Genomic DNA, 18,652 nt, shown 5'->3' with positions numbered 1-18,652 from the left:
CGGCTCGGGCGTCCCGCTCAGGCGCTCGTGAGGACGACGAGCTGCTGGGTCGCCCGGGTCATCGCGACGTAGCGGTCGACGGCTCCCTCGACGCCCGTGCCGAACGCCTCCGGGTCGACGAGGACGACCAGGTCGAACTCCAGACCCTTCGTCAGCACCGGGTCCAGCGACCGGACGCGGGACGTGGCCGGGAACGCGGGGTCGCCGACGACGCAGGCGGTCCCCTCGCCGTGCGCGGCGAGCCACGCGTCGAGGACCGGGCCCAGGTCCGACGTCGACCCGTGGACGACGGGACGCCCGCCGGTGCGGATGGAGGTCGGCACGTTGGCGTCCGGGAGCACGGCCCGGATGACCGGCTCGGCCTCGGCCATGACCTCCTCCGGCGTCCGGTAGTTGATGGTCAGCGACGCCACCCGCACCTCGTGCAGCCCCACCCGGCCGAGCCGCTCCTGCCACGACTCGGGGAACCCGTGCCGGGCCTGGGCGCGGTCCCCGACGACGGTGAGGCTCCCCGACGGGCAGCGGCTCCGCAGCATCTGCCACTCCGCGTCGGTCAGCTCCTGGGCCTCGTCCACGACGACGTGCGCGAACGGGCCGGCGAGGACGTCCGGGTCGGCGGTGGGCAGGGCGGCCTCGTCGACCAGGGCGTCGCGGAGGTCCTGGTGGCGCAGGGTCGTCATCAGCAGCAGCTCGGAGTCGTCGGTCGCGATCAGCTCGTCGATGACGCCGGCCATGCGCTCGCGTTCGCGGGCGGCGGCGACCTCCCGCCGGTGCCGCCGTCGTTCCACCCCCGGGTCGCCGAGCCGCTGCCGGGCGGCGTCGAGCAGCGGCAGGTCGGACACCGTCCAGGCCCGGGGCTCCGCGCGCTGCAGCGCCCGGACGTCGTCCGCGCCGAGCCAGGGTGCGCACCGGCGCAGGTAGGCCGGGACCGACCACAGGTCCCCGACGACGTCGGTGGCCTCCAGCAGCGGCCAGGCCCGGTCGAAGGCGGCCCGCAGCTCTGCGTCCTGCAGCAGCCACCTGCGCACGAGGTCGGGGGACACGTCCTCGTCGTCGTGCGCGTCGACCAGGATCGCGAGCAGCTCCTCCCACACCCGGCCGCGCGCCTCGTTGTGCGGGGTGCCGGGGTCGGGGGCCTCGAACGCCTCCGCCCAGTCGTCGGCGCCCAGCCGGACGTCGGCCCAGGGCGTGGTGACCGTCATCCCCGTCGCCGGTGGCTCCTCGTAGAAGCGCACCGCCGCCTCGACCGCCCCCACCAGCCCCGCCGACGCCTTGAGCGCGGCCACGTGCGGATCGGTCTCGACCGTCGCGGTGGCCCCCTCGGGGACGAGGTCGCGCAGCGTGCAGGTCCGCACGCCCTCCTCACCGAGGCTGGGGAGGACGTCGGAGACGTAGGCCAGGTAGGGCTGGTGCGGACCGACGAACAGCACGCCGCCGCGGTGGTGTCCCAGGCGGGGGTCGGAGTAGAGGAGGTAGGCCGTGCGGTGCAGCGCGACGACGGTCTTGCCGGTGCCCGGTCCGCCGTCGACGACGAGGGCGCCGCGGGACCCGGCGCGGATGATCGCGTCCTGGTCGGCCTGGATGGTGCCGAGCACGTCCCTCATGCGGTCGGACCGGTTGCCGCCCAGGCTGGCGATGAAGGCGGACTGGTCGTCGAGCGCGGCGGCGTGCCCGGCGAAGCCGTCGGGGGTGAACACCTCGTCCCAGTAGTCGGTGACCCGGCCGCGGGTCCAGCGGTACCGGCGGCGGCTGGCCAGGCCCATCGGGTCGGCGTGGGTGGCGCCGAAGAACGGCGCGGCGGCGGGGGAGCGCCAGTCGACCAGCAGCCGGCGTCCGGCGCTGTCGGTGAGACCGAGTCGTCCGACGTACACCGGCTCGGAGCCGTCCGCCGGGTCCATCCGCCCGAGGCACAGGTCGAGACCGAAGCGGCGCAGCGTGCGCAGCCGGGCGGTCAGCCGGTGGACCTCCAGGTCCCGGTCGAGGGCCTCCTCGCCGCTGCCGCCGGGCGCCCGGCGCTCGGCGTCGAGGCGCTCGGACAGGTCGGCGATCACCTGCTCGAGGCTCTCCCCGACGGCCGCGAGGTGCCGCTCGTCGTCGGCGATCAGGGCCGGGTCGGCCTTGGCGGCGAGGTGGTCGGGGAGGGCGAACGGGCCGGCGGCCGGCACGCGGCCGCTCCGGTCCCGGACCGGCGTCCCCGCGCCACGGTTCGACGACGACACGGACATCTCGCGCCCCCCAGGATCTGCACACCCCGACCTCGGGCGGCGATTCTGCGACCCGACCCGGGTCTTGCCGCAAGATCCCCCCTGCGCTATACGTTGGAGTGGGAGGAGGTGTGTTCCTCCCCTCCCTCCTCCGTCGCGACGGTCACTCGATGACCTGGGTCCGGGACAGGCGCACCTCCTCGAGGTCGAGGCGGGCCTGCACCTGGCGGAGCACCACGTCGTCGATGCGCCGCTCGTCGCGCAGCCGCAGGATCGTGGCGCGCTTGTGGGCGAGGACGGCCAGGCGCAGCGCCGTGTAGTGCTGCTCGTGCCGGACGGCGGGCTCGTCCTCGGCGCCGTCCCCGTCGGCCTGCACGACGCGCAGGTGCTCCTCGTACTCGGCCAGCGTCCGGTCGACGACGTCCGGATCCGTGCCGAGGTCGGCCGCCAGCCGCGGGATCGCGGCGAGGGCCTCCTCGGTGGCCAGCGTCTCGGCGAGGTGCCGCTCCTCGTCGACCGACGTGTCGCGCGGCAGCCGGGCCCACCGCACCACGCCGGGCAGCACGAGGGCCTGGCCCAGGGTGACCACGATGACGCCGGTGACGGTGAAGACGATCAGGTCGCGGTCGGGGAACGGCGAGCCGTCGGCCAGCGTCTCGGGCACCGCGAGGGCCGCCGCCAGCGACACCGCGCCCCGGAAGCCGGCCACCCCGCTCACCACCCGCCCGCGGGCGCCGACGCGGCGCAGCCGCTGCTGCGGGCGCCGGTCGAGCACGCGGATCACGTACGGCGTGGTGAACAGCCAGGCGAAGCGCGTACCGATGACGACCGCCGAGACGACGGCGACGGCGACCAGCGCGCCGGCGAGGTCGACGCTGGTCAGCCCGCGGGCGGCCGACTGCACCTCCAGGCCCACCAGCACGAACAGGGCACCGTTGAGCAGGTAGGTCGCCATCGACCAGAACGCCGTCGTCTGCTGGCGCGTCCCGGCGCGGGCGAGCCGCGGGCCGGCCTGGCTCATGATCAGCCCGCAGACGACGACGGCGAGCACGCCCGACGCGCCGATCAGCTCCGCGAGCAGGTACGCGGTGAACGGGATCAGCAGGATGGCCACGCTCTCCAGCAGCGGGTCCTCGAGGTGGCGCCGGACCTGCACCGCGACCAGCGCCGTCACCACGCCCACCGCGGCCCCGCCGCCGTAGGAGAGCAGGAACAGCCAGGCGACGTACGGCGTGCTGAAGCGGTCCTCGCCCACGGTGACGCCGACAGCCAGGCCGTAGACGACCAGCGCGGTGCCGTCGTTGACCAGGCTCTCCGCGCGCAGCGTGGTGACGGTCCGGCGCGGCAGCGCGCGGGCCAGCACGCCGACCGCCGTCGCGTCGGTCGGCGCCAGCGCCGCGCCCAGCACCCACGCCGGCCCCCACGGCATGCCGAGGGCGTGCGCGGCCGCCGCCACCGCGGCCGCCGTGGCGATGACCAGGAGGGTGCTGAGCAGGACGATGACGCGCAGGTTGCTGCGGATCTCGCGCAGCGACGTCGTCAGGCTCTCCCAGAACAGCAGCGCCGGGAGGAACAGCAGCAGCATCGCCTCGGGCGGCAGGTGCACCTGGCGCAGCGCCGGGGCGAACCCGAGCAGCACGCCGCACAGGAGCAGCAGCACCGGCGGGGGCACGCGCAGCCGACGGGCGCCTGCGCCGCACAGCAGCACCGCCGCGCCCAGGACGACGACGAGTTCGAGACCGAGCAGGTCGTGCACGGAGCCTCCTGCGGACGGGGACGGGAGGGTGCCCCGGACGGCGTCCTGGTCGGCGGGGCCGTCCCATCCTCGCCCGGCCGGCCGCCGCCCGGTACCGCCCTCCGCGGAGACGTGCCCGCGCCGGAGGGGCGTGCGGTCAGGGGTCCGGACGGGGCCTCAGCCCGGGGTGCCGTCGGTGAAGGTGACCGCGCCGCGCAGGAACCGCCCGCGCACGAGCGCGCGGTCGACCTCCTCGACCACCAGCTCGACCAGCCACCGCACCGGCCCGGTCCGCGCGAGCAGCTCCTCGGTCGGCAGCTCGCGCGGCGGAGGGAGCAGGCCGAGGGTGCCCGCGATGGCGGTCAGGGCGGCGTCGGCGGGCGTCCACCCGCCACCCGGCGACCCGAGGGCCCGCTCGTCGGCCGCCGTCCGCTCGGCCCGGCGGTCGTCGTAGCGCCGTCCGGGCCAGCGCCGGCGGAGCACCCACGAGCCGCGGCGCAGGTGCTCGGCGGCCAGGTCCTCCTGGTCCACCCGACCGTGGCGCAGCACGTCGGTGAGCGACGGCGCCCAGCCGGCGAACAGCCGGTCGGCGGGCGGGAACCCGGTGGGCGCGTCGTCGACCTCGACCGCGTCGTCGGTGTCGGCGACCCGTCCCCGCAGCCCGAGGTCGACCAGCAGCGCCCCGCGCACCGCCAGGGCGGTCACCAGGTCGTCGGTCAGCCGGCCGCGGTCGAGCCCCAGACAGACCAGCCGCATCGACACCGAGTCCGCCCAGTCGTCGTCCACCCCGCCGATGCTGCCGGGGGAGCCCGCGGGACGGCAGTCCCCGGGACGCGTCGGTAACGGCAGGCGTGATCGACGCGAAGGTCGGGCCCCGCGCGCCTACGCTCGTGCACCGGTGGGGACGACGGTGTCCCCGGTGCGTCTCGGGGGAGGCGGTCGACCATGTCCCAGGTGCCCGAGGGGATGCCGGTGCTCGGCCGGGGCAGGCACCGCAGCCCGGCGCGCGGAGCCTGCTTCCTCGAGTACACGGCCCTGCTGGCCGGTGAGCCGTTCAGCGACTCGCCCGCCTGCGTGGACGGCGAGCTGGCCGCGGTCCTGCGGCACGCCAACGACCGGCTGTCCGCGGCCGACCGGCAGCGCCTGGTGCCCCTCCTCGGCCGCGCCATCGGCCTCGCGGTGCCCGAGCCGCTCGTGGCGCGACGCCGGTCCAGGCGCCCGGGGACGCGCTGGGACCTGCGGGCGCTGCCCGCCTACGCCACAGCCGTCGGTGACCTGCGGCAGACGGCTGCGCACCTGTTCACCGCGGCCCTCGGCGTGGACGTCCCGCCGCGGGAGTGGCGCTGGTACGAGTCCGGTCGCGACCTCGACCGGCTGTTCTGGTCGCTCATGCTCGAGCCGACGGCGGTCACCACGTCCCCGGCGTGGGTCGACCGGCTGGTGGACCGGCTGGTCCTGCTCCACGAGTGCTACGAGCAGGCGATGGACTCACTCGGCCTCGCCCGCGCGACCCCCGACAGCGGTCTCGTCCCGTCCTGACCCGCGCACGTCGGGGCGTTCCCGCGGGAACGTCCCCGCGAGCGCGTGCGCCGCGGGGCGTGCCATGATCTCGCGGTCGGCGCCGGACCCCGCCCGGGCACACCCGCCGGCCCCGGACACGCGAGTCGGCCTCCTCCCGGCGCCGGCCCGGCAGCCCGCTGCCGGCACCCCGCCGGAGGCGGCACCGCTCGCGCGAGGACCCGTATGACCACCCCGACCCCACCGCACCGCCCGCCGTCACCCTGGCCGGGCTCCCGCCACGAGACCGAGCACCGCTGGCAGCTCGACGGCGTCCGCACGCTGGACGACGTCGTCGCCGCGCTGCGCACCCTGACCGCGGAGCTCCGGGCGGCGGCCGCGGCCGGCTGGTCGCTGGCCGAGCCGATGCGCAAGGGGCACCTGCTCGCCACCCGCCCGTCCCGGCGGCAGCGGGCCTCCGCTCCCGACGTCCCGTCCGCGCCGGCCGGCGCCCCACCTCGACTGCACTGGCGGGTGCGCCTCGTCGACGAGCCGCCCGTCACCGGCGACGACGTCCTGGACCTCCGCGCCGCCGCGCGCACACCCGTGCTCGCCTGGGCCGGGGGAGCGCCGGCCCAGGTGGGCGGGCCGCCGGTACGGCCGGGCCTGCTGGCCGAGCTGGCCCCGCAGGTCTCCGCGGCCGACCTGGGGCCCCGGCGGTGGGGCGTCGCGCCGGCGCGGGTCGGGCCGGGCGCGGACCTCGTCGCCGACGGCAGCGCGCTGTACGTCCACGCCGTCGAGGACGGCGCGCTCGTCCGCACGGTCGAGGGCCTGACCTTCCGGCACGCCGCGGACCGGGCCGCGACCCTGCCCGACGCGGCGGCCGCCTACGAGCGGCTGGCCCGCGCCGCCGAGGCCATGGCCGCGGCCGGCGGACGGCTGGCCGCCGTGGACGACGGCCTGGTGCACGTCGGCTACGGCGTCACAGCGGCCGGACGGCGCTGATGCCGACGCACCGCGGCGCCGACGGCGCCGCGCTGCACCACGACGTCCTGGGCGCGGACTCGGCGGCACCTCTGGTGATGCTGGCCGGCGGCGCGGCCGCCCACCTGTCCTACGTCGGCGACCTGGCCGGACTGGGCGCGCGGCACCGCCTGGTCCTGCCGCAGCTGCGGGGCGTCGGCCGCTCGGCCGACGCCTCGCTGACCTCGCGGTGGCAGCAGGCCGACGACGTCGACGCCCTGCGCGCCGGCCTCGGGCTCGACCGGTGCACGGTGGTCGCCCACTCGGCCGGCACCCGCCGGGCCGTGGCGCACGCCGCGCGGTTCCCGCACCGCGTGGCCGCCCTCGTGTTCCTCAACTCGCCGGCCGACCACCTCGTCGACGTGCCCTCCGACGCGGCGCGCATCGCGGCCGCCCGCTCCGGCGACTCGGCGTTCCAGACGGCGACGGCGGCGACGGCGGCGGCCGAGGACGGCGCGGACCTCGGTAGCGACGGGCGTTCGTCGCCTGTCGCCTCGCCACCGCAGCCCTCGGGTACGCGCGCTGAGACGCGACGACGCAGGCCCACGCCCGTGCGATGCGCTACTCCCTCGCGACGGTCCGGGCCTTCCTCGCGGGCGGGGCACCCGCCGACCTCCTCGATCGGCTGCGCGCCGTCCACGCACCCACGCTGGTCGTCGCGGGGCGCACAGCACACCGTCACCGGCCTGGCCCCGGTGCTCGCGGTTGCCGGCCTGTTCCCCCACGGCCGGAGTGTGGTGGTCGAGGACTGCGGCCACTTCCCGTGGGTGGAGCGGCCCGCCGCCTTCCGCGCCGCGGTCGACGCCTTCCTCCGGAGACGTCGACCACCGGCCCGTGACACGGCCGGCGGGTCACAGCCGCCCGTGGTCGACGGCGACCTCCACCACGACGGCGCTGGACTGCGTGACGGGGACGACTGTTCTCAGCCGGCGAGCACGAGCCCCGCGACGGCCAGCGGCACGGACACGAACAGGAAGACGCCGACCGGACCCAGCGCGGGCGTCAGGTCGGGCTGGTCGGCCTCGGGTCCCATCCCGAGGAACGCCCGGACGTCGGAGGACTCGGCCCGTGCCAGCATGTTCCCGCCCAGCAGCGCGTGCAGCCCGGCGACGACGAACAGCGACAGCGACAGCTTTTGCTGGAACCCCCCGTCGGCGACGGCCGACCAGACCCCGGCCGCGGCGACCGCCACGACCGTCGACCCGACGAGGAGGACCAGCGCCTGCCGCAGACCCCGCACCACGTGCACGGCCGGAGCGTAGCGGTGGTCACACCCCGGCCAGTGCCGCCAGCACGTCCCGCGCCCGTGTCCAGAGCAGCGCCCCGCCCTCGCCGTCGAGCACGGTGTGCCGCACGACGGGGAAGCGCCGTGCCAGCGCGCGACCGCGGTCGGGGGAGTGGACGGTGCTGGTGTCCTCGGCGCCGTACCAGAGGTGCACCGGGATGGGGACGTCCTCCGGGCGCACCCACCAGGGCCCGAGCGCGGTCCGCAGGTCCCGGGCGTAGCCCGCCGCGCCCTGGCCGAAGCCGTCGTCGAGAGCGGTGCGGACGGCGGCGCCGAGCGGCGTCTCCTCGTACAGGGCACGGTCCCGCGGCGCGGCGGTGGTCACGATGACCTGCCACAGCCAGTCGGCGTCCGCGCTGCGGGCGACCTCCCGCTCGAAGCCGTCGGGGTCGCCGTCGACCGCGTCGAGCATCCCGGCCACCTCGGGCACGAGCAGGTGCCGCTGGGCGCGCAGGTCGTCCTGACCGGCCACGAGCGCCACCGCGTCGAGCAGCCCGGCGCCGGCCAGCGCGACGGCGAACGGCGCGCCCTGGGAGAAGCCGACACCCAGCACGTGGCGCAGCCCCTCCGCCCGGACGACGTGCCCGACGTCGGCGGCCCAGGTCGCGGAGGTCTTCGCCGGGTCGTGCGTGGAGCGGCCCAGCCCCGGTCGGTCCAGCGCGAGCAGCCGCAGCCCCAGCTCGGGCAGGACGTCGACGCCGAAGCCCAAGACCCCGCTCATCCCGGCGCCCGGGCAGAACAGCACCGGCCGGCCCTCCGGTGGGCCCCACTCCGACCAGGCGAGGTCCCGGCCGCCGGGCAGCCGGACCGCGCGCGCGGTCGGGCGTGCGGTCACGGGGTCGAGGGTGTCCACCGGTCCTCCTGCTGGTCGTCGAGGTCGCGGTCAACCTGGCACCGCCGGCCCCGCGCGGGCAATCGACTTCCCACCTCCGCACGGCCGACGGGAACCCGGTCCGGGCCCCGCCGCTCCGTGGGGCGGCTGCGCCGTCCGTGACGCCCGGGACGACGCGGCCGCCGCAGCCCCCGCCGGCGGACGGGAGCCACGGGAGGACTGTGCCACCGTCTCGACCGTGCCCGCCCGCAGCTCCCGCGCCACCTCGTGACCGGCCTCCTGCTGGCCGGCGCGGCGCTGCTCGGTGCGGGCGCGGGCACGCTCGCCGACCGGGCCGCGGCCCGCTTCCCGTGGCCCCGGCCGGCGACCGTCGGCGGGGTCCTCGGCGGCGGGGTCCTCGGCGGCGGGCGGGCGGCGCCGCGCGGCCTGCTGGCGGTGGTGACGGCGGCCCTGTTCCTGCTCGCCGCCCTCCGCTTCGGGGCCACCGCCGAGCTGCCGGCGTGGCTGTGGTCCGCAGCCGCCGGCGTCCTGCTCGCCGTGATCGACCTCCGCGAGCAGCTGCTGCCCGACCGGGTGCTGCTGCCCGCCACCGCCGGGGCGGCCGCGCTGCTCGCGGTCGCCGCCGCGGCCCTCGGCGCCTGGCCGGACCTGCTGCGGGCCGGCGCCGGCGCGGTCGTCCTCTTCTCCGTCCTCCTCGGGCTGGCGCTGCTCGCGCCCGGGCAGCTCGGCATGGGCGACGTCAAGCTGGGGCTCCTGCTCGGGCTGCACCTCGGCTGGCTGGGCTGGCCGGCCCTCGTGTTCGGGGTGCTCGCCGCGTTCGTCGTCCAGGCGGTGGCGGCGCTGGTGCTGCTGGCGGTGCGCCGGGTCGGCCTGCGCAGCGCGCTGCCCTTCGGGCCGGCCCTGCTGCTGGGGACGGCGCTCGCCGCGGGGTGGCCCGCCGCCCTCTCCTGACCCCCCGGTTCCGGTCACCGCGCGTGACGGGCGGCGTCGGGCCGCCGATCGACCGGGTGGTGGCCGTCCTCCGATCGGCTGGACACCCCTCAAGGCGCTGAACCGTCGTGGCGACAGGACCAGCACAGCCGCGAGGCCGGGTCAGCCGACCCGTGCCGGCCGGTGCCACCTCAGGGAGTCCCCGTGCAGAACCCGTTCGCCGCCCTCGTCAGCCTCGTCGCCCTCGCCGCGGACCGTCTCCGGCGGGAGGAGGAGGGCGCCACCGCCGTCGAGTACGGCCTCATGGTCGGTCTCATCGCCGCCGTGATCGTCGGCCTGGTCGCCTTCCTCGGCCAGGACCTGCGCGACCTGTTCCAGCAGATCGTCACCGCGCTGCCCGGTGGCCACGCCTGACCGCTCCGCTCGACACAGGCACCAGCCGCCCGGCGCAGCGGCCCCGTCCCGGCGGGGCCGCTGCGCCGCAGCACACCCGGGAGGAGGGACGAGGATGCCGCGACTGCGCGGAGAGCGTGGGGCCAGCGCCGTCGAGTTCGCGCTCGTCGTCCCCGTCCTCATCCTGCTGGTGCTCGGCATCGCCGAGTTCGGCCGCGGCTTCCAGGTGCAGGGCACGCTGTCGGCCGCGGCCCGGGAGGGCGTGCGGCTCATGGCGCTGCAGAACGACCCGGCCGCCGCCCGCGCCGCCGTCCGCTCGGCGGCCTCCTCGCTGGACCCGGCGATCACCGACGCCCAGATCGTCATCACGCCGGCCAGCTGCCCGCAGGGCACCGGCTCCACGCTGGTGCGGCTGCGCATCGACTACGACATGCCCTACCTCACCGGGTTCTTCGGCGCCTCGGTCGACCTGACCGGGACGGGGGTCATGCGGTGCGGCGGCTGACCCGGCGGCCGGTCGCCCGCCTGCGCGACCGGCTGCACGGTGAGCGCGGCGCGACCGCGGTGCTGCTGTCCCTGCTCCTGGTGCCGGTGCTCGGCTTCGCGGCGGTGGCGGTCGACGTCGGCGCCGTCTACGCGGAGCGGTCGCGGCTGCAGGTGGCCGCCGACGCCGCCGCGCTGGCCGTGGCCCAGGACTGCGCCCGCGGTGCCTGCGGGAACCCGCAGGCGACCGCCACCGCGCTGGTGGCGGCCAACGCCGGCACGGCGACGGCCGCGCCGCCGGTGCTCTCCAGCCGGCCGACCAGCGTGACCGTCACCGGCCGGCAGCCGACCGAGCACTGGTTCGCCCCGGTGCTCGGCGTCGACGCGACGACGGTCTCGGCGACGGCGACGGTCGCCTGGGGCGCCCCGGGCGGGGGGACGGCGGTGCTGCCGCTGACCTTCTCCTGGTGCGAGTTCTCCCAGCAGACCGGCGGGGGCCTGCCCTCGGGCACCACCGTCCGCACCATCCGGCTGACGAAGACCTCCGGCACCACCGACTGCACCGGGCCGTCGCACAACGTCGTCCCGGGCGGCTTCGGCTACCTGGTGACCGACCCGGGGCAGTGCCGGGCCACCAGCGCGGTCGCCGGCCGCTCGACGTCCTCCACGGGCAACACCCCGCCGGCGGACTGCTCGCCGGCGGACTTCACCCGCTTCCTCGGCTCCACCGTGCTGCTGCCGATCTTCGACCAGTTCGGCGAGACCGGCAGCAACGCCTGGTACCGGGTGTACGGCTACGCCGCGTTCCGGATCACCGGCTACTCCCTCGGCGGCCAGTTCGGCACCACGCCGCGCCCCTGCGGCGGCAACGACCGCTGCATCAGCGGCTACTTCACCCGCTTCGTCGAGCTCTCCGACGACTTCACCCTCGACCCGGGCGCCCCCGACCTGGGCGCGGCCGTCCTCCGACTTCTCCGATAGGTGCCCCGTGAGACGACTCCTCGCCGCCGTCGCGGCCCTGCTGCTCGCCCTCGTCGGCACCGTCGTGCTGGTCGCCTACGTCCGCGGCGCCGACGCCCGCGCCCTCGAGGGCGTGCAGACCGTGCCGGTCCTCGTCGTCGACCGGCCCATCGCCGCCGGGACGCCTGCCGACCAGCTCGACGGCCTCGTGCGCACCGAGCTGCTGCCGGCCAGGGCCGCCGTCGAGGGCCGCGTGGAGGACCTGGCTCAGTTGGCCGGGCGGGTGGCCGACGTCGACCTGCAGCCGGGGGAGCAGCTGCTGGCCGGCCGGTTCGTCGCCCCCGAGGAGCTCACCGCGCCCGGCACCGTCCCCCCGCCCGCGGGGGCGGCGGAGGTCAGCATCCTGCTCGAGCCGCAGCGCGCCGTCGGCGGCCGGCTCGCCGCAGGGGACACCGTCGGCGTGCACGTCTCCCTCGCCGAGCCCGCCGCCACGCACCTGGTCCTCGACCGGGTCCTGGTCACCCAGGTGCAGGGCGCGCCGGCCCCCGCGGCCGACGGCGAGGGGGCCGAGGCCGCCGCCTCCGGCGGCGGCGCGCCCACGGCGAGCCTGCTGGTCACCCTCGGGCTGCCGCCCGCGCAGGCCGAGACCGTCGTCTTCGGCATGGAGCACGGCACCGTCTGGCTCTCCCTCGAACCGGCGGACGTCGATCCCTCCGGCACCGAGGTCGTCACCCCCGACACCCTCTACGCGAAGGACCCCTCATGAGCCGCATCGTCCTGGCCGCCGCCGACCAGGAGCTGTGCGGCCGCGTCCTCGCCGCCGCCGACGGCGACGTGCACGTGCTGCCGCCCGGCCGCCTGCCCGGCGACCCCGCGCGCCTGTTCGAGCAGCTCTGGGACGGGGAGCTCCCCGACGTCCTCGTCGTGGGCCCGGACGCCGCACCGGACGAGGCGCTGACGCTGGCCGCGCGCCTGGACGTGCAGTGCCCGGGCATCAGCGTCGTGCTGGTGGCCGAGCCGACGCCGGAGCTCTGGCAGGCCGCCATGCGCTCGGGCATCCGCGACCTGCTGACGCCGGACGCCCCGGTCGACGACCTCCGCGCCGCGATCGACCGCGCCGGTGCCGCCGCCACCGGGCGCCGCCGCGTCCTGCGCCCGGTGGAGGAGACCGCCCGCTACACCGGCCGGGTCATCACCGTGGCCTCCCCCAAGGGCGGCGTCGGCAAGACCACCGTGTCGACCAACCTGGCGATCGGGCTGACCGCGGCCGCGCCGCAGTCGACGGTCCTCGTCGACCTCGACGTCCAGTTCGGCGACGTCGCCTCGGCCCTCGGCCTGACGCCGGAGTACACGCTGCCCGACGCCGTCCACGGCCCGGCCAGCCAGGACACGATGGTGCTCAAGACCTTCCTCACCCAGCACCCCTCGGGCCTGTACACCGTCTGCGGGGCGGAGTCCCCGGCCGCCGGGGACGCGGTGACCGCCACCGACGTCAGCGGGCTGCTCGCGTCGCTGGCGCGGGAGTTCCGCTACGTCGTCGTCGACACCGCGCCGGGGCTGTCGGAGCAGACGCTGGCCGCCCTCGACCGGGCCACCGACGTCGTGATGCTCAGCAGCATGGACGTGCCCGGGGTGCGCGGGCTGCGCAAGGAGCTCGACGTGCTCCGCGAGCTGTGCATGATCCCGGCCGGCCGGCACGTGGTCATGAACCTCGCCGACCCCAAGGGCGGGCTGTCGGTGCGCGACGTCGAGACCACCATCGGCACGGGGGTCGACGTCGTCCTGCCCCGCTCCTCGGCGGTGCCCGCCTCGACCAACCAGGGCGTGCCGCTGCTGCAGAGCGGCGGGCGCGAGCCGGTCGTCAAGGAGCTGCGCCGGCTGGTGTCCCGCTTCGCCGCGACCCCGATCGTGCGCCCCGGCCGCTACCGCGCCAAGCACCGGGCGGCGTCGTGAGCTCCGCCTGCGCGCACCGGGCGGCGTCGTGAACCTCACCGCCCGCCTCGAGGCCGCCCGCGGCCGGCCCGTTCCCGGTGCCGTCGCCCCGGGCGCTGCCGAGCCCGTCCCCGAGGTGCCCGCCCCGGGTCCCCGCCCGGCCGCCGCGCTCCCGCGGCCGGCGGTGCCCGCACCCCGTCCCGCCGCCCCGGCGGGCGGGGCGCCGGTCCCGGCCGCGGGCGACGCGCTGACCCGGCTCAAGGACCGGGTCGGCAAGGCGCTCTTCGAGCGCATGGGCAGCCGGATCAACGACCCCGGCCTTGGCGAGGAGCAGCTGCGGACCATCGTGCTCGGCGAGCTCGACACCGTGGTCGAGGAGGAGCGCATCCCGCTCAGCCCCGACGAGCGGCAGCGGCTCACCGCCGAGCTCGCCGACGACGTCCTCGGCTACGGGCCGCTGCAGCGCCTCCTCGACGACGCCACGGTCACCGAGATCATGGTCAACGGCCCGGAGATGATCTACGTCGAGCAGGGCGGGAAGCTGCTGCGCAGCGGCGCGCGGTTCGCCTCCGAGGAGCACCTGCGGCGGGTCATCGACCGGATCGTCTCGCGGGTGGGACGGCGCATCGACGAGTCCTCCCCGCTGGTCGACGCCCGGCTGGCCGACGGCTCCCGCGTCAACGCGGTCATCCCGCCGCTGGCCTTCAGCGGGTCGACGCTGACCATCCGCAAGTTCGCCAAGGACCCGTTCACCGTCGAGGACCTGATCGGCTTCGGCACGCTCACCCCGGAGATGGCCGAGCTGCTGCGGGCCTGCGTCGAGGCCCGGCTCAACGTCATCGTCTCCGGCGGCACCGGCACCGGGAAGACCACGCTGCTCAACGTGCTGTCCTCCTTCATCCCCGAGGGCGAGCGGATCGTCACGATCGAGGACGCCGTCGAGCTGCAGCTGCAGCAGGACCACGTCGTCCGGCTGGAGTCCCGCCCGCCCAACATCGAGGGCCGGGGCGCGATCACCATCCGCGACCTGGTGCGCAACTCGCTGCGGATGCGCCCCGACCGGATCGTGGTCGGGGAGTGCCGCGGCGGCGAGAGCCTGGACATGCTGCAGGCGATGAACACCGGCCACGACGGGTCGCTGTCGACGGTGCACGCCAACTCCCCGCGCGACGCCGTCGCCCGCCTGGAGACCCTCGTCCTCATGGCCGGCATGGACCTGCCGCTGCGCGCCATCCGCGAGCAGATCGCCTCGGCCGTCGACCTGGTCGTGCAGCTCACCCGGCTGCGCGACGGCACGCGGCGGGTCACCCACGTCACCGAGGTGCAGGGCATGGAGGGGGAGACGGTCACCCTGCAGGACGCCTTCCTCTTCGACTACTCCGCCGGGGTCGACGCCTCCGGCCGCTTCCTGGGCCGGCCGGTGTCGACCGGAGTGCGGCCCCGGTTCACCGACCGCTTCGCCGAGCTGGGCATCGCCGTCGACCCCCGGGTCTTCGGGGTGCCCCAGCCGGCGCGGCAGCGGGGGTGGGCCGGGTGAGCCCCGCGCTGCTCGTCGTCGGTCTGGTCGCCGTCACCGGCGCGCTGCTGCTGCTCGCCCTCGCCGTCGTGCCGGCCGGCCCGCGGCCGGTGCCGCTGCGCCGGCTGGACCCCGCGGCCGCCCCGCCCGGGTCGGCGCTGGCCGGGGTCGGGGCCGCCGCCGGCGCCGCCGTCGAGCGGGTGCTGGCGCGGCGCGGCCGGCTGGCGGCCGGCACCGCGGCCCTGGAGCGGGCGGGGTGGTCGGTGAGCCTGCCCGACCTCGTGCTGCGCACCGCGCTGGCCGCCCTCGGCCTGGGGCTGCTCGGCGGCCTCGCCGGCGGCCCGGTCCTGGGGCTGCTGATGGCGCCGGCCGCCCCCCTCGGCGCCCGGGTTCTGCTCTCCTGGCGGACCGGGCGGCGCCGCGCGGCCTTCGCCGACCAACTCGACGACTCGCTGCAGCTGATGGCCAGCAGCCTGCGCGCCGGGCACAGCCTCCTGCGCGCCATCGACTCGGTCGCGCAGGAGGCGGAGGCGCCGACGTCGGAGGAGTTCGCCCGGATCGTCAACGAGACCCGGGTGGGCCGCGACCTCTCCGACGCCCTCGACGAGGTCGGGGCCCGCACGGGCAGCGACGACTTCACCTGGGTCGCCCAGGCGATCGCCATCCACCGCGAGGTGGGCGGCAACCTCGCCGAGGTGCTCGACGTGGTGAGCCGGACGATCCGCGAGCGCAACGCCATCCGCCGCCAGGTCGCGGCGCTGTCGGCCGAGGGGAAGCTCTCGGCGCTCGTCCTGATGGTGCTGCCGTTCGGGGTCGGCGGCTTCATCGCGCTGACCAACCCCGGCTACCTGGCGCCGTTCACCTCCACACCCACCGGCGTGCTGATGCTCGGCGTCTGCGGGCTGCTGCTGGTCGCCGGTGCGCTGTGGCTGAAGAAGACCGTGAGCATCCGGTTCTGATGGACACCCTCCCCACCCCCGTGCTCGCCGCCGCCGCGGCCATGGCGCTCGCCGTGCCCGCCCTGGGCTGGGCACTGCTCGCCCGTCCCGGGGCGGGCGCCGCGCAGGCCCGCCAGAACCTGCTCCTCGGCCTGGACCGCGCGCCGGCCGGCGCCGCGGCCCCCGCGGCCCGCAGGAGCGCCACCCGGCTGGTCCGGGTCCTCACCCCGCGCGGCACCGCCGCCCGCATCGACCGGCTGCTGGGCGCCGCGGGCCGGCCCGCCCGCTGGCCGGTGGAGCGGGTGCTGACCGCCAAGCTCGCGCTCGTCGCCGTCGCCACCGGGGTGGGGACGCTGGTCCTCAGCAGCCGGCCCACCCCGCTGCTGGTGGCCGTGGTGGTCCTGGTGACCGCGACCGCCTACGTCCTGCCCGAGCTGCTGCTGAGCAGCCGCGGCCAGGAGCGCAGGCAGGCCATCGGCCTGGAGCTGGCCGACACCCTCGACCAGATGACCATCGCCGTGGAGGCGGGGCTGGGCTTCGAGTCGGCGCTCGCCCGGGCCGGCCGCACCGGGAAGGGGCCGCTGGCCGAGGAACTGGTGCGCACCCTGCAGGACATCGCCGTCGGGCAGCCCCGGCGCGAGGCCTACCTGGCGCTGGCCGAGCGCACCGGCGTCCCCGACCTGCGCCGCTTCATCCGAGCCGTCGTGCAGGCCGACGTCTACGGCGTCTCCATCGCCGACGTGCTGCGCACCCAGGCGGCCGAGATGCGGCTGAAGCGGCGGCAGCGGGCGGAGGAGAAGGCGATGCAGATCCCGGTGAAGGTGATCTTCCCGCTGATCCTCTGCATCCTCCCCACCCTGTTCATCGTGCTGCTCGGCCCCGCCGCGATGGACATCGCGGCCACCTTCGGCGGCGGCTGAGAACGGCGGCTGACCTCCCCCGCGAGATCTGCACACTGGTCGTCATCAGGGCTCCCACGGCGGCCGGTGTGCAGATCTCGCGGGTGGGGGAGGGACCTCAGCCGGTCGAGCGGGGCTGGGCCGGGTTGGTCGGGTCGCCCTGCGACGGCGGGTTCATCGCCGGGCCGGTGGTCGCCTCGGACACCTTGGAGCCGGTCGACGCGGGCACCGGGTCGTCGGCGGCCGCGGCGGCGGGGTCGCCGCCGGAGGGCTGGGCGCCCTGGTGCAGCGACTCCAGCCGGTTCTGCATGGCCAGCACGACCTGCAGCCGGTCGGCGTGGGCCTTCTCGTAGTCGAGCAGGGTCTGCAGGCCGGTGGCGTCCAGCGTGCGGATGCGCGAGATCAGTCCCTCCACCGGCAGGTGGTCGTAGTCGGGCAGCGGCAGCTGGTCGTGCTCGGTCATGCGACCCGCCTACCCCCGCCCTCCGCATCCGACACGGTGTGTGGCGGTCGGGCCGGTGGGTAGGCGGCCAGCGAGAGCGCGCCCCGTCGCGGGCGCCGTCCCGCTCCGACAGCACACCGAGGAAGTGGTCCCCACCCCATGGACGTGTCGTTCCTGGCGCCGGTCTTCGACGCCGCCGGCCCCTACGCCACCGTCTGCGCCGACGTCACCCACGTGACCGAGAACGCCGACACCGAGCTCGACCTCCGCGTGCGCGCGATCGGCGAGAAGCTGACGGAGCAGGGCGCCCCGGAGGAGGTCGTGGAGGCGGTCCGCGGCCGGCTGCTCGAGGGCAACGACGGCGGGGAGGCCGGCACCGTCCGGGGCCGGGCGGTCGTCGTCGCCGCCGACGGCAGCGTCGTGCTCGACCAGCAGCTGGCCGACGTCCCTCGGCAGGAGGTGGCCGAGTGGTCGCCCACGCCGGACCTGCTGCCGGTGCTGCGCGCGCTGCCCGGCCGCGTGCCGCACGTGGTGGTCCTCACCGACCGCACCGGCGCCGACCTCACCCTCGCCACCCTCCCGGGGCAGGCCGAGGCGGAGGAGACGGTGAAGGGCGACACCTTCCAGATCCGCAAGTTCCAGGGCGGCGGCTGGGCGCACCACCGCTACCAGCACAACGCCGAGAACAAGTGGGTGCACAACGCCGACGACGTCGCCGAGCACATCACCTCGATCGTGCGGCGGGTGCACCCGCGGTTCGTGCTGCTGGCCGGCGACATGCGGGCCCGGCAGATCCTCACCGACCGGGCCAGCGGCCTGTGGTCGGACCTGATCGTGTCGATGGACGAGGGCGGTCGCGCCGCCGGCGCCGACCGCGAGCCGGTGGAGCGCCGGGCCGCCGAGCTCGTCGCCGAGCACGAGGCGCGCGACGAGGCCGAGGCCGTCGAGAAGATCAGCTCGGCCGGCGCCCACGGTCTCGCCGTGACCGGCACCGCGCCGGTCGTGGAGGCACTGCGCAAGGCGCAGGTGGAGACGCTGCTGCTCGCCGACCCGCCGGACGACGAGAAGCTGCTCGTGGGCGCCTCGCCGCTGGAGCTGGGCGTCGACCAGGGCGACATGGACGCCCTCGGCGTCCAGGAGGTCCGCTCCGTGCCGGCGGAGGCCGCGCTGGTGGCCGCCGCCGTGGCCAGCACGGCCGGCGTCGTCGTCGTGCCCCGCGCGGCCATGCCGGGGGACATCCCGGTCGCGGCGATCCTGCGCTACACCGACGACTCGACGGCGACCCCCCAGTGACCGTCCCGACCGCCCAGGAGGCGACCCCGTGACCGATCCGCGCCAGGAAGGCACCCCGGCCGGCACCAGCCCCGCCGACGTCGACCGCCGTGCCGCCATCGCCGAGGTCCTCGGCAAGGAGGTGTGGCCGGCCGACCGCGACACCCTCGTGGCCAAGGCCCAGGAGTCCGACGCGACCGACCGCGTGCTCGGCGACCTGCGCCGGCTGCCCGCCGGACAGCAGTTCGAGAACGTCCAGGACGTCGCCCGGGCCCTCGGCCTGGGCACCGAGCAGCACCGCTTCTGAGGAG

The 18,652-nt window shown here is 76.6% G+C and carries 19 protein-coding genes and 1 pseudogene; 14 read left to right on the top strand and 6 right to left on the bottom strand.

The features are described 5' to 3' along the window. Nucleotides 1–17: 17 nt before the first annotated feature. The 3 genes from helR to ACU616_RS26605 form a co-directional block, all read right to left on the bottom strand. On the bottom strand, nucleotides 18–2,165 hold the full coding sequence (gene helR / locus ACU616_RS26615) for an RNA polymerase recycling motor ATPase HelR (RefSeq protein WP_446761399.1): 2,148 nt from the start codon (nucleotides 2,163–2,165) through the stop codon (nucleotides 18–20). A gap of 202 nt (nucleotides 2,166–2,367) precedes the next feature. Then, nucleotides 2,368–3,960, bottom strand: coding sequence for a Na+/H+ antiporter (locus ACU616_RS26610; protein ID WP_446761398.1), 1,593 nt, complete (start codon nucleotides 3,958–3,960; stop codon nucleotides 2,368–2,370). Between the two features lie 156 nt (nucleotides 3,961–4,116). Further along, nucleotides 4,117–4,725, bottom strand: a complete 609-nt coding sequence (locus ACU616_RS26605) for a GPP34 family phosphoprotein (RefSeq protein WP_446761397.1) — start codon at nucleotides 4,723–4,725, stop codon at nucleotides 4,117–4,119. 159 nt (nucleotides 4,726–4,884) lie between these two features. On the opposite strand from ACU616_RS26605, the gene ACU616_RS26600 reads away from it, so the two are divergent. From ACU616_RS26600 to ACU616_RS26590, 3 genes and pseudogenes are all read left to right on the top strand, one after another. After that, on the top strand, nucleotides 4,885–5,478 hold the full coding sequence (locus ACU616_RS26600) for a hypothetical protein (RefSeq protein ID WP_446761396.1): 594 nt from the start codon (nucleotides 4,885–4,887) through the stop codon (nucleotides 5,476–5,478). A gap of 204 nt (nucleotides 5,479–5,682) precedes the next feature. Then, nucleotides 5,683–6,441, top strand: a complete 759-nt coding sequence (locus ACU616_RS26595) for a hypothetical protein (protein WP_446761395.1) — start codon at nucleotides 5,683–5,685, stop codon at nucleotides 6,439–6,441. Then, nucleotides 6,441–7,244, top strand: a pseudogene (locus ACU616_RS26590) (alpha/beta fold hydrolase); the annotation flags it as partial. The gene ACU616_RS26595 and the pseudogene ACU616_RS26590, both read left to right, overlap by 1 nt. Nucleotides 7,245–7,381: 137 nt before the next feature. Here ACU616_RS26590 and ACU616_RS26585 read toward each other — a convergent pair. Both ACU616_RS26585 and ACU616_RS26580 read right to left on the bottom strand, forming a co-directional pair. Then, nucleotides 7,382–7,708 (bottom strand): hypothetical protein, encoded by a 327-nt coding sequence (locus ACU616_RS26585; protein ID WP_446761543.1) that lies wholly within the window; start codon nucleotides 7,706–7,708, stop codon nucleotides 7,382–7,384. A 19-nt stretch (nucleotides 7,709–7,727) separates the two neighbouring features. Further along, nucleotides 7,728–8,579 carry an alpha/beta fold hydrolase gene (locus tag ACU616_RS26580; RefSeq protein ID WP_446761394.1) on the bottom strand — a complete coding sequence of 284 codons (852 nt, stop codon included), beginning with the start codon at nucleotides 8,577–8,579 and terminating at the stop codon, nucleotides 7,728–7,730. 264 nt (nucleotides 8,580–8,843) lie between these two features. On the opposite strand from ACU616_RS26580, the gene ACU616_RS26575 reads away from it, so the two are divergent. The 9 genes from ACU616_RS26575 to ACU616_RS26535 all read left to right on the top strand — a co-directional run bounded on the left by ACU616_RS26575 (nucleotide 8,844) and on the right by ACU616_RS26535 (nucleotide 16,648). After that, nucleotides 8,844–9,527 (top strand): prepilin peptidase, encoded by a 684-nt coding sequence (locus ACU616_RS26575; RefSeq protein ID WP_446761393.1) that lies wholly within the window; start codon nucleotides 8,844–8,846, stop codon nucleotides 9,525–9,527. Between the two features lie 183 nt (nucleotides 9,528–9,710). Beyond that, complete coding sequence (locus ACU616_RS26570) at nucleotides 9,711–9,920, top strand: Flp family type IVb pilin (RefSeq protein ID WP_446761392.1); 210 nt, start codon at nucleotides 9,711–9,713, stop codon at nucleotides 9,918–9,920. 94 nt (nucleotides 9,921–10,014) lie between these two features. Continuing rightward, complete coding sequence (locus tag ACU616_RS26565; RefSeq protein ID WP_446761391.1) at nucleotides 10,015–10,404, top strand: TadE/TadG family type IV pilus assembly protein; 390 nt, start codon at nucleotides 10,015–10,017, stop codon at nucleotides 10,402–10,404. Next, entirely contained in the window at nucleotides 10,392–11,363 is a 972-nt protein-coding gene (locus tag ACU616_RS26560) for a pilus assembly protein TadG-related protein (protein ID WP_446761390.1), read from the top strand. The genes ACU616_RS26565 and ACU616_RS26560 overlap by 13 nt, the downstream gene beginning before the upstream one ends. A gap of 7 nt (nucleotides 11,364–11,370) precedes the next feature. Further along, nucleotides 11,371–12,108, top strand: a complete 738-nt coding sequence (gene cpaB, locus ACU616_RS26555; protein WP_446761389.1) for a Flp pilus assembly protein CpaB — start codon at nucleotides 11,371–11,373, stop codon at nucleotides 12,106–12,108. Continuing rightward, nucleotides 12,105–13,295: an AAA family ATPase gene (locus tag ACU616_RS26550; protein WP_446761388.1), complete on the top strand. Its 1,191-nt coding sequence runs from the start codon at nucleotides 12,105–12,107 to the stop codon at nucleotides 13,293–13,295. Before cpaB ends, ACU616_RS26550 begins: the two co-directional genes overlap by 4 nt. A 28-nt stretch (nucleotides 13,296–13,323) precedes the next feature. Continuing rightward, the gene (locus ACU616_RS26545; protein WP_446761387.1) at nucleotides 13,324–14,811 is read left to right on the top strand and encodes a CpaF family protein; all 1,488 of its coding nucleotides are present in this window, start codon (nucleotides 13,324–13,326) and stop codon (nucleotides 14,809–14,811) included. After that, nucleotides 14,808–15,749, top strand: a complete 942-nt coding sequence (locus ACU616_RS26540; RefSeq protein ID WP_446761386.1) for a type II secretion system F family protein — start codon at nucleotides 14,808–14,810, stop codon at nucleotides 15,747–15,749. The genes ACU616_RS26545 and ACU616_RS26540 overlap by 4 nt, the downstream gene beginning before the upstream one ends. Further along, nucleotides 15,749–16,648 carry a type II secretion system F family protein gene (locus ACU616_RS26535; RefSeq protein WP_446761385.1) on the top strand — a complete coding sequence of 300 codons (900 nt, stop codon included), beginning with the start codon at nucleotides 15,749–15,751 and terminating at the stop codon, nucleotides 16,646–16,648. The genes ACU616_RS26540 and ACU616_RS26535 overlap by 1 nt, the downstream gene beginning before the upstream one ends. 97 nt (nucleotides 16,649–16,745) lie before the next feature. On the opposite strand, the gene ACU616_RS26530 is transcribed toward ACU616_RS26535, so the two are convergent. Continuing rightward, nucleotides 16,746–17,090 (bottom strand): hypothetical protein, encoded by a 345-nt coding sequence (locus ACU616_RS26530; RefSeq protein WP_446761384.1) that lies wholly within the window; start codon nucleotides 17,088–17,090, stop codon nucleotides 16,746–16,748. A gap of 138 nt (nucleotides 17,091–17,228) precedes the next feature. Between ACU616_RS26530 and ACU616_RS26525 the strand changes: the two genes are divergently transcribed. Both ACU616_RS26525 and ACU616_RS26520 read left to right on the top strand, forming a co-directional pair. Further along, complete coding sequence (locus tag ACU616_RS26525) at nucleotides 17,229–18,362, top strand: baeRF2 domain-containing protein (RefSeq protein WP_446761383.1); 1,134 nt, start codon at nucleotides 17,229–17,231, stop codon at nucleotides 18,360–18,362. A gap of 28 nt (nucleotides 18,363–18,390) precedes the next feature. Further along, on the top strand, nucleotides 18,391–18,648 hold the full coding sequence (locus ACU616_RS26520) for a DUF2795 domain-containing protein (protein WP_446761382.1): 258 nt from the start codon (nucleotides 18,391–18,393) through the stop codon (nucleotides 18,646–18,648). Nucleotides 18,649–18,652 lie beyond the last annotated feature (4 nt).

It is taken from the genome of Geodermatophilus sp. URMC 62 (genome assembly GCF_052931475.1).
The sequence above is the reverse complement of the archived record's forward strand: the minus strand, read 5'-3'. Positions and strand labels throughout refer to the sequence as shown.